A 9177-nucleotide genomic window follows, 5' to 3' on the forward strand; every position below is an offset into this window, starting at 1 on the left:
CTGCGGTTCAGCCGGCTTCGGCCGGGGTCACGGTTTTCAGCGCCAGCGCGTGGATCGCGCCGCCCATCAGGTCGCCCAGCGTGGCATAGACCATGCGGTGGCGGGCCAGCGGCATCTTGCCGGCGAACGCCTCGCAGACCACGGTCGCTTCGAAATGCACGCCATCATCGCCCTGCACGTCGGCGCGGGCGCCAGGCAGGCCGGTTTCGATCAGATTGCGGATGGTGTCGGCGTCCAACGGGCTTTCCTAATAAAATGTGCCTCCATTCTACTTCCGCTGCGTGGCGTCCGCATGGCCGAATCCCTGTTGCCCCCCCGTTCCGTCGACCCTGCCGGCCTGGTCGCCAGTGGCCGCCGCGTGTTCGAGATCGAGCGGCAGGCGCTGGATGCCGTCGCCGACCGCCTTGGCGAGGCCTTCCAGCAGGCCTGCGAGGCGATCCTGGCCAGCCGCGGCCGGGTGGTCGCCACCGGCATGGGCAAATCCGGCCACATTGCCCGCAAGATCGCCGCCACCCTGGCCTCCACCGGCACACCGGCGTTCTACGTGCATCCCGGCGAAGCCGGCCACGGCGACCTGGGCATGATCACCGAAGCCGACGTGGTACTGGCCCTGTCCTATTCGGGCGAGTCCGATGAGGTGCTGATGCTGCTGCCGGTGCTCAAGCGCCAGGGCAACGTGCTGATTTCCATGACCGGCCGCCCGCAGTCGAGCCTGGCCACGGCCGCCAACATCCACCTGGATGTGAGCGTGCCGGCCGAGGCCTGCCCGCTGGCGCTGGCGCCGACCTCCAGCACCACCGCCTCGCTGGCGATGGGCGATGCGCTGGCCGTAGCCCTGCTTGATGCGCGCGGCTTCACCGCCGACGACTTCGCCCGCTCGCACCCGGCCGGCAGCCTCGGCCGTCGCCTGCTGCTGCACATCACCGATGTCATGCACACCGGCGAGGACCTGCCCAGCGTGGGCGCCGATGCCAGCCTCAGCGAGGCGCTGGTGGAAATGAGCCGCAAGCGCCTCGGCATGACCGCCGTGGTCGACGCCGATGGCGTGCTGATCGGCCTGTTCACCGACGGCGACCTGCGCCGGGCGCTGGACAGCGCGCTGGACGTGCGCACCGCGAAGATCGCCGATGTGATGACCCGCAACCCGCGCACCATCGGTGCCGACCAGCTGGCCGTAGAGGCCGCGCGGCAGATGGAGACCCAGAAAATCAACGGCCTGATCGTGGTCGATGGCCAGGGCCGTGCGGTCGGCGCCCTGAACATTCATGACCTGTTGCGGGCCCGGGTGGTTTAACCGACAGTCCGTAGACCCCATTCAGTCTGTAATGCCCCACCCGCCCCCACCGAGCCTGATCGCCTGATGCCCTGGTCCCCGCTGCCCGCGTTCCCCGCCCACCTGCATGCCGCTGCGGCCCGCGTCCGCCTGGCCTGCTTCGACGTGGACGGTACCCTCACCGACGGTCGGCTGTACTACGACAAGGACGGCAACGAGAGCAAGGCGTACTTCGTGCAGGACGGTCTGGGCCTGAAACTGCTGCAGCAGCACGGCATCCACCCCGTGCTGATCACCGCGCGCAACAGCCAGTCCGCGCTCAAGCGCGGCGCCGACCTCGGCATCGACACCCAGATCGCCGTGGGCGACAAGCTGGCCAGCGTGCAGACGCTGTGCGCACAGCATGGCATCGGCCTGGAGCAGGTGGCCTTCATGGGCGACGACCTGCCGGACCTGGCGCCGCTGGGCGCGGTCGGCCTGGCGGTGGCGCCAGCCAACGCCCACCCGTGGATCGCCGAGCGCGTGCACTGGCAGACCCGCGCCGATGGCGGACGTGGCGCCGCCCGTGAACTGTGCGACATCCTGCTGGCCGCCCAGGGCCATGTGGACGCGGTGCTGGCGAGGTTCGGCGCATGAACCTGCCCACCCTGAACTGGCGCACCGTGCTCGGCATCGGCCTGCTGCTGGCGGCCCTGCTCAGCAGCTGGGCGGCCCTGCGCAACCGTGACAAGGGCCCGGCCACTGCCGGCCAGGACGCCGGCGTGGACTACATCCTGCACGACTTCCAGATCGTCGCGCTGGATGAGCAGGGCAAGGAATCGACCACCCTGCGCGCACCGCGGCTGGAACGCCAGCGTGGCGACCAGACCATCAACATCGCCACCCCACTGTTCGAGATGCCGGACAAGGATGGCAAGCACTGGACCCTGCGCGCCGAGACCGGCTGGCTCAGCGCCAAGGGCGACGAAATGAAGCTGCGTGGCAATGTCGCTGGCGACAGCCCGGCCGATCCGGGCGTGGTGCCGACCACGTTCCGCACCGACCACCTGGACGTGTTCCCGAAGGAAAACCGTGCCCGCACCGATGCGCGGGTCACCATGACCCGTCCCGGCATGGAACAGTCCGGCGTCGGCTTCGAGGTGGATTCGAAGAACAACACGTATCATTTCCTCAGCCAGTCCAAGGGTCGTTACACGCCCCGACGCTGATTCCGCCACCCTCCTGCGACGTCCCCGGACCGGCGCAAGGATGGCAGCCCCCCCACCCGCCGCCGGTTTCCCGGCGGCCCCACCGGTAGAACGGACCCCGATGAAGATCCCCTTTGCAGCCGTACTCGCGCTCGGTCTCCTGGTTCCCAGCGCTGGCTTTGCCAAGTCCACTGATCGCAACGAGAACATGAACATCGACTCGGGTGCTCAGTCGGGCGTGCTCACCGGCGATGGCAAGACCGTGCTCTCGCAGGGCGTGACCGTTACCCAGGGCACGCTGGACATCCGCGCGTCCGAAGCGGAGATCTACCTCAAGGACGGCGAGGCCGTGCGTGCGGTATTCACCGGCAAGCAGGCCACGATGAAGCAGCAGCTCGACGACGGCACCTGGATGGACGCGGTGGCTGATCGCATCGACTACGACATCAAGACCGAGATCATCACCCTGACCGGCAACTACAAGGTCACCAGCGCGCGCGGCACCAATGCCGGCCAGCGCATGGTCTACAACACCCGCAGTGGCGAGATGAATTCCGGTGGCGATGGCAGCCGCGTGCGCACCGTCATTCCACCGAAGAACAAGAACGCGGCGGCGCAACCGGCCGCCGCACCCAAGGCGGCGGCTCCGGCCAGTACGCCGGCCAGGCCGGCGGGGAGCAAGAAGTAATGCTCGTCGCCAAGGGCCTGCGCAAGCGCTACAAGCAGCGCGAAGTCGTCAAGGACTTCGGGCTGACCCTCGACGCCGGTGAAGTGGTCGGCCTGCTCGGCCCCAACGGTGCCGGCAAGACCACCTGCTTCTACATGATCGTCGGCCTGGTCGCCGCCGATGCAGGCAGCATCGTGCTCGACGGCAAGGACATCACCAGCGACCCGATGTACACCCGTGCCAAGCAGGGCGTGGGCTACCTGCCGCAGGAGCCGTCGGTGTTCCGCAAGCTGACCGTGGCCGACAACCTCCGCCTGGTGCTTGAACTGCGCGAAGACCTGGATTCCGCCGGCCGCGAACGCGAATTGAACAGCCTGCTCGATGAGCTGCAGCTGGGCCATGTCGCCGACCAGCTCGGTGCCAGCCTGTCCGGTGGCGAACGTCGTCGCTGCGAGATCGCCCGCGCACTGGCCGCGCAGCCGCGCCTGATCCTGCTCGACGAACCGTTTGCCGGTGTCGACCCGATCTCGGTGGGCGAAATCCAGCGCATCGTCACCCATCTCAAGCAGCGTGGCATCGGCGTGCTGATCACCGACCACAACGTGCGCGAGACCTTGGGAATCTGCGACCGCGCGTATATCCTCGCCGAGGGCACCGTGCTGGCCCAGGGCTCGCCGGAGGCGATCCTGGACAACGCTGACGTACGTCGCGTCTACCTTGGGGATTCCTTCAAGCTGTGACCGCAGGTGCTGGGTCCCTTTCCTTCCGTTCGGCACAGGCATGAAGACTCGGCTGCAGACATCGTTGGGACAGCAGCTGGTGCTCACCCCCCAGCTGCAGCAGGCGATCAAGCTGCTGCAGATGTCCACGACCGAGCTGGAGCTTGAAATCGCCCAGGCCGTGGAAAGCAATCCGCTGCTGGACTGGGCCGACAGCAACGACAGCAGTGCCGCCAATGAAGGCGGCGACAACACGGACGCCGACACGCCGGCCGAACGCGCCGACAATGGCGACGACTGGGCACCGGCCGAGCTCGACTGGAGCGCCGCTGGCAGTGGCGGCAGCTTCGACGATGACGACGACAACGGCAGCGCTGCCGAGCGCGTAGCCGAAACCGAAACACTGGCCGACCATCTGCTGTGGCAGCTGCACCTGTCGCATCTTTCCCTGCATGACCGCAGCATCGGCGCTGCGCTGATCGATGCGTTGGACGATGACGGGTACCTGCGCGAGCCGCTGGCCACCATCGCTGAAACCCTGTTGCCGGCGATCCACGCCGACGAGCACGAGATCCTCGCCGTGCTGCATCGCATCCAGCGCTTCGACCCGGTCGGCGTTGCCGCGCGCACGCTCGGCGAATGCCTGCAGCTGCAGCTGGATGTGTTGCCTGGTGACACCGCGGGCCTGGCGCTGGCGCGGCAGATTGCGGCAGGCCCGCTGGAACGGCTGCCACGCAGTGGCGTCGCCGGTCTGGCCCATGAACTGAAACAGCCGCTGGACGAGGTCGAGGCAGCGGTCGCCCTGCTGCGCTCGCTGGACCCGCGTCCAGGGACCCAGATCGCGCCGCTTTCGCAGGATACCTACGTGGTGCCCGACGTGGTGGTGTGGCGGCAGAACGGCATCTGGCGCGCGGCGCTGGCCGCCCATGCCGGGCCAAAGGTGGTGATCCACCGTGGCTACGAACAGCTGATCCGCCGCTGTGGCGAGGCCGACGCCGGCTACCTGCGTGGCCAGCTGCAGGAGGCGCGCTGGCTGCTGAAGGGCCTGCAGCAGCGCGGTGAAACCCTGCTGCGGGTGGTGCGCAGCCTGATCCACCAGCAGGCCGGTTTCCTCGAGTTCGGCGAACAGGCGCTGCGTCCGCTGACCCTGCGCGAGATCGCCGCCGAACTGGGCCTGCACGAGTCGACGGTGTCGCGCGCGATCGCCCGCAAGCATGTGCGCACACCGCGCGGCACGTTGCCGCTGCGTGCCTTCTTCGCCTCGGGCATCGATACCGAAGGCGGTGGCGAGGCGTCCAGCACCGCCATCCAGGCGATGATCCGGCGCCTGATCGACGACGAAAACCCGCGCAAGCCGCTTTCTGACGCCAAGCTGGCTGACCTGCTCAAATCGTCGGGAATTCCAGTAGCGCGGCGCACCGTGGCGAAGTATCGTGAAGCCATGAACATCTCCGCCTCGCACGAAAGGGTCAGAATCGCTTGACGCACCGCCGCGCCCGGCGGAGAGGTTCATTGGCACATCCGAACACAGGAGAAACCCGATGCGCATCGAAACGTTTGGCAAAGACGTCGAAGTCACCCCGGCCCTGCAGTCCTATGTGGAGGAGAAGCTGGCCCGGATCGGAAAACACTTCGACCAGCACTGCGAAGCGCGGGTGACCCTCAAGCTGCAGAAGACCGAACACCACGTCGACGCCAGCCTCAACATCCCGGGGCAGACCCTGCACGCCGAGGCCGGCGGCCAGACCATGTATGCCGCGATCGACCTGCTTGCGGACAAGCTTGACCGCCTGGTCATCAAGCACAAGGAGAAAAAACAGCAGCACGCACCGCTGCCGGTGGGCGACAATGGTGGCTGATCGCCACCGTTCCCCGCAGACATGCCCCTGACTGACCTCCTGGCGGCCGTGCAGACCCAGCTCTGCACGGCCACCGACCGTGACAGCGTCCTGCAGGCCGCCGCCGGGTTGCTGGCCTGCCGCCAGGCCAATGCCGAACAGATCTATCTGAACCTGTGCCAGCGCGAAGCCCTGGGCAGCACCGCGATCGGCCACGGTATCGCCATCCCCCACGGCCGCGCGCCGACCCTGGACCGCCCCCGTGGCGCCCTGCTGCGTCTGGCGGCCCCGGTCGACTTCGGCGGCGATGAGCCGGTGGACCTGGTGTTCGCGATGGCCGTCCCCGCCCACTACACCCACCAGCACCTGATGCTGCTGTCCGAGCTGGCCGAGCTGTTTTCCGCGCCGGATATCCGCCAGGCCCTGCGTGCGGCCGGCGATGCCCGGGCCCTGCGCGAGGCGCTGGACATGACCCCACCTGCGAGCGCCGCATGAATACCAGCATCACCGCCCGTGAACTGTTCGAACAGCAGCGCGAGCGGCTGGGGCTGCGCTGGGCCGCCGGCAAATCCGGTGAGAAGCGCGAGCTGGAGGCCGGCAACACGGTCTCGCGGCGTCCCTCGCTGGCCGGCTACCTCAACGCCATCTATCCCAACAAGGTGCAGATCCTGGGCACCGAGGAACTGTCCTGGCTGGATGCGCTGGAACCGCGCCAGCGCTGGGAGACCATCGAAAAGATCATGCAGTCGCACCCGCTTGCGCTGGTGCTGACCCGCAACCAGGCCTGCCCCGAAGACCTGCGCGCCGCCGCCGATGAATCCGGCACGCCGCTGTGGTTGTCGCCCAAGCGCGGCCACGAACTGCTGAACCACCTGTCCTACCACCTGGCGCGCACGCTCGCGCCGAGGGTGATCCTGCACGGCGTGTTCATGGAGATCTATTCCATTGGCGTGCTGATCACCGGTGAGGCCGGGTCGGGCAAGAGCGAGCTGGCACTGGAACTGCTCAGCCGTGGTCACCGCCTGGTCGCCGACGACGCCCCCGAGTTCACCCAGATCGCCCCGGACGTGCTCGACGGCACCTGCCCCGAACTGCTGCAGGACCTGCTGGAAGTGCGCGGCCTGGGCGTGCTGAACGTGCGCGAGATGTTCGGCGACACGGCTGTAAAGAAGAACAAGTACCTTCGGCTGATCGTCCACCTGACCAAGCCGATGACCGAACCCACCCCGCATGGCTACGAGCGTCTGACCGGCGACTCGGGCACCCGCCATGTGCTGGACCTGGACGTTCCGCTGATCACCCTGCCGGTGATGCCCGGCCGCAACCTGGCCGTGCTGACCGAAGCCGCCACCCGCCTGCACATCCTGCGCACCAAGGGCATTGACCCGGCGGCCATGTTCATCGCCCGCCACAGCAACCTGCTGGAACGGCGAACACCCTGATCCTCCTGCCCCTCGAAGAGCCTGTCCATGAGCACCGCAATCCCCACCGCCCCGACCCTGATCATCGTCAGCGGCCTGTCCGGCTCGGGTAAATCCGTCGCCCTGAAGACCTTCGAGGACCAGGACTACTACTGCTCGGACAACCTGCCGATCCACCTGCTGCCGGACTTCGTGCGCAGCCTGCTGGCCAACCACGACGGCAGCGCACCGCGCCGCTTGGCCGTAGGCATCGATGTCCGCGGCCAGGCTGACCTGAGCCAGCTGGGCGACTGGCGGCAGCTGGCCACCGACGCCGGCGTGGAAGTGAAGGTACTGTTCTTCGAGGCCAGCGACGAAACGGTGCTCAAGCGCTACGCCGACACCCGTCGTCGCCATCCGCTGAGCCAGCTGGGCCTGTCGCTGCCCGAAGCGATCGCCCGCGAGCGCGAACTGACCGCGCCGCTGCGGCGTGAGGCCGACGCTGTGATCGATACCAGCACCCTCAACGTGCACCAGCTGCGGCGGCGGATCATCACCGAGTTCGCGATGGACCATGCCACCGGCCTGTCGCTGCTGTTCGAATCATTCGCCTACAAGCGCGGCGTACCGGCCGAGGCGGACTTCGTGTTCGATGCGCGGGTGCTGCCCAATCCACACTGGGACCCGGACCTGCGCGCGCTGAGCGGCCGCGAGCCGGGCGTGCGCGACTATCTGGAAGCGCAGCCCGACGTGCAGCGTTACCTGGCCCAGCTGATGGATTTCCTGGATACCTGGCTGCCGAAACTGGGGGATGGCACCCGCAGCTACGTGACCGTGGCGTTCGGCTGCACCGGCGGCAAGCACCGCTCGGTGTTCCTGGCCGAGCGCATGGCCCGGCACGCCCGCGAGATGGGCTGGCAGGACGTGGCCACCTACCACCGCGAACAGGATTGAGGGTGGTCGGCCGGGCTGCGCCCGGCACCCGTTGGTAGTGCCGGCCGCTGGCCGGCAACAGCAACAGCAACAGCAAAAGCGGCATTCCGTGGGATGGCGGGGCGGTGTGGGTAGCCAGGACACGCCGTGAACCCGTCCATGGGGGCTCGATGGCGCCATCCATGGCGCCAACGGTCCTGCCTACCCACACCGCCCCGCCTCTGACAGATTCCGTGCGCTGTTGGTAGGTGTCGACCTTGGTCGACACGGTAGATCCACGCCATGCGTGGATGGATCGCTGCCAGGCATCGAAAAACGCATGGGGTCGGATCCCTTTTTCAATGAAAAAGGTCCCCGACCCGAGCAACACTGAATACGGGACACAGTACCCCTCATCTGCTGCTATCGCCGATTCACCTTGACCTGTTAACGTGCAGTAATGACCTGTGGCATTCTCCTCGTAACACATCCCGGGGTCGGGACCGCCCTGCTTGACGTGGCGACCCGGCTCCTGCGGCAGTTGCCGCTGAAAACCGAAGCTTTCGAAGTACCGTTCGACGCAGACCTGGACGCCCTGCTCCCGCTCGCCTCGGCCGCTTTGCGCCGGGTCGACGGAGGTGACGGCGTGCTGATCCTGACCGACCTGTACGGCGCCAGCCCCGCCAACCTTGCCGGGCAGCTGGCCCGGCTGGGGACCCCGGTTCGCCGGGTATCGGCGCTGAGCCTGCCGATGTTGCTGCGGGTGATGAATTATCCGGAACAGGGACTGGATCAACTGCCCGCCACAGCCGCGGCGGGTACCCGTAATGGAGCGATAGTCGACGATGCTTGAACGAGAACTCACCGTCAGCAACCGCCTGGGCCTGCATGCCCGGGCCACCGCCAAGCTGGTGCAGACCCTGGCGCCGTTCCGCTGCAACGTGACCATGGCCGCCAAGGGCCGTGAGATCAACGCCAAGAGCATCATGGGCGTGATGCTGCTGGCCGCCGGCCAGGGCACCCCGGTCACCGTGCGCATCAACGGCGAGGACGAAGCCGCCGCGATGGAAGCGGTGGTCGGCCTGTTCGAACGCCGCTTCGACGAGGACAGCTGAGCGTGCCGCGCGCACGCGCCAGCCAGGTCCCTTCCGGCCAACGGCCGGTACAGCTGCTGGCCGGCC

Annotated in this window: 13 protein-coding genes; 12 read left to right on the plus strand and 1 reads right to left on the minus strand. The window is 67.6% G+C overall.

The features are described 5' to 3' along the window. Positions 1-7: 7 nt before the first annotated feature. Entirely contained in the window at positions 8-238 is a 231-nt protein-coding gene (locus tag N5E02_RS10345; protein WP_005408396.1) for a BolA family protein, read from the minus strand. A gap of 54 nt (positions 239-292) precedes the next feature. Here N5E02_RS10345 and N5E02_RS10350 point away from each other — a divergent pair, with 54 nt between their 5' ends. The 12 genes from N5E02_RS10350 to N5E02_RS10405 all read left to right on the plus strand — a co-directional run bounded on the left by N5E02_RS10350 (position 293) and on the right by N5E02_RS10405 (position 9111). After that, positions 293-1294, plus strand: coding sequence for a KpsF/GutQ family sugar-phosphate isomerase (locus tag N5E02_RS10350; RefSeq protein WP_065185827.1), 1002 nt, complete (start codon positions 293-295; stop codon positions 1292-1294). 66 nt (positions 1295-1360) lie between these two features. Then, positions 1361-1909, plus strand: coding sequence for an HAD hydrolase family protein (locus N5E02_RS10355; RefSeq protein WP_065177942.1), 549 nt, complete (start codon positions 1361-1363; stop codon positions 1907-1909). Beyond that, on the plus strand, positions 1906-2481 hold the full coding sequence (gene lptC, locus N5E02_RS10360) for an LPS export ABC transporter periplasmic protein LptC (protein WP_005415560.1): 576 nt from the start codon (positions 1906-1908) through the stop codon (positions 2479-2481). The genes N5E02_RS10355 and lptC overlap by 4 nt, the downstream gene beginning before the upstream one ends. Positions 2482-2581: 100 nt before the next feature. Then, the gene (gene lptA / locus N5E02_RS10365; RefSeq protein WP_065197097.1) at positions 2582-3148 is read left to right on the plus strand and encodes a lipopolysaccharide transport periplasmic protein LptA; all 567 of its coding nucleotides are present in this window, start codon (positions 2582-2584) and stop codon (positions 3146-3148) included. Continuing rightward, positions 3148-3867, plus strand: a complete 720-nt coding sequence (lptB, locus tag N5E02_RS10370) for an LPS export ABC transporter ATP-binding protein (protein WP_005415558.1) — start codon at positions 3148-3150, stop codon at positions 3865-3867. The genes lptA and lptB overlap by 1 nt, the downstream gene beginning before the upstream one ends. Before the next feature lie 40 nt (positions 3868-3907). Then, entirely contained in the window at positions 3908-5329 is a 1422-nt protein-coding gene (locus N5E02_RS10375) for an RNA polymerase factor sigma-54 (protein ID WP_065197099.1), read from the plus strand. A 58-nt stretch (positions 5330-5387) separates the two neighbouring features. Further along, positions 5388-5705, plus strand: a complete 318-nt coding sequence (raiA, locus tag N5E02_RS10380; RefSeq protein WP_005415556.1) for a ribosome-associated translation inhibitor RaiA — start codon at positions 5388-5390, stop codon at positions 5703-5705. 21 nt (positions 5706-5726) lie between these two features. After that, positions 5727-6179 (plus strand): PTS sugar transporter subunit IIA, encoded by a 453-nt coding sequence (locus N5E02_RS10385; protein WP_065185825.1) that lies wholly within the window; start codon positions 5727-5729, stop codon positions 6177-6179. Then, the gene (gene hprK, locus N5E02_RS10390; protein WP_005408388.1) at positions 6176-7126 is read left to right on the plus strand and encodes an HPr(Ser) kinase/phosphatase; all 951 of its coding nucleotides are present in this window, start codon (positions 6176-6178) and stop codon (positions 7124-7126) included. Before N5E02_RS10385 ends, hprK begins: the two co-directional genes overlap by 4 nt. Before the next feature lie 27 nt (positions 7127-7153). Beyond that, entirely contained in the window at positions 7154-8038 is an 885-nt protein-coding gene (gene rapZ / locus N5E02_RS10395) for an RNase adapter RapZ (RefSeq protein ID WP_005415554.1), read from the plus strand. A gap of 418 nt (positions 8039-8456) precedes the next feature. After that, positions 8457-8849 (plus strand): hypothetical protein, encoded by a 393-nt coding sequence (locus N5E02_RS10400; protein ID WP_005408386.1) that lies wholly within the window; start codon positions 8457-8459, stop codon positions 8847-8849. Then, the gene (locus N5E02_RS10405; protein WP_005408385.1) at positions 8842-9111 is read left to right on the plus strand and encodes an HPr family phosphocarrier protein; all 270 of its coding nucleotides are present in this window, start codon (positions 8842-8844) and stop codon (positions 9109-9111) included. The genes N5E02_RS10400 and N5E02_RS10405 overlap by 8 nt, the downstream gene beginning before the upstream one ends. The last annotated feature ends 66 nt before the right edge of the window (positions 9112-9177 follow it).

The organism is Stenotrophomonas sp. GD03777 (assembly GCF_029842485.1).
Classification (GTDB): domain Bacteria; phylum Pseudomonadota; class Gammaproteobacteria; order Xanthomonadales; family Xanthomonadaceae; genus Stenotrophomonas; species Stenotrophomonas sepilia.

Coding starts and splice junctions, on each gene's coding strand:
- N5E02_RS10350 (WP_065185827.1), top strand. CDS start 293: ATGGCCGAATCCCTGTTGCCCCCCCGTTCCGTCGACCCTGCCGGCCTG.
- N5E02_RS10355 (WP_065177942.1), top strand. CDS start 1,361: ATGCCCTGGTCCCCGCTGCCCGCGTTCCCCGCCCACCTGCATGCCGCT.
- lptC (WP_005415560.1), top strand. CDS start 1,906: ATGAACCTGCCCACCCTGAACTGGCGCACCGTGCTCGGCATCGGCCTG.
- lptA (WP_065197097.1), top strand. CDS start 2,582: ATGAAGATCCCCTTTGCAGCCGTACTCGCGCTCGGTCTCCTGGTTCCC.
- lptB (WP_005415558.1), top strand. CDS start 3,148: ATGCTCGTCGCCAAGGGCCTGCGCAAGCGCTACAAGCAGCGCGAAGTC.
- N5E02_RS10375 (WP_065197099.1), top strand. CDS start 3,908: ATGAAGACTCGGCTGCAGACATCGTTGGGACAGCAGCTGGTGCTCACC.
- raiA (WP_005415556.1), top strand. CDS start 5,388: ATGCGCATCGAAACGTTTGGCAAAGACGTCGAAGTCACCCCGGCCCTG.
- N5E02_RS10385 (WP_065185825.1), top strand. CDS start 5,727: ATGCCCCTGACTGACCTCCTGGCGGCCGTGCAGACCCAGCTCTGCACG.
- hprK (WP_005408388.1), top strand. CDS start 6,176: ATGAATACCAGCATCACCGCCCGTGAACTGTTCGAACAGCAGCGCGAG.
- rapZ (WP_005415554.1), top strand. CDS start 7,154: ATGAGCACCGCAATCCCCACCGCCCCGACCCTGATCATCGTCAGCGGC.
- N5E02_RS10400 (WP_005408386.1), top strand. CDS start 8,457: ATGACCTGTGGCATTCTCCTCGTAACACATCCCGGGGTCGGGACCGCC.
- N5E02_RS10405 (WP_005408385.1), top strand. CDS start 8,842: ATGCTTGAACGAGAACTCACCGTCAGCAACCGCCTGGGCCTGCATGCC.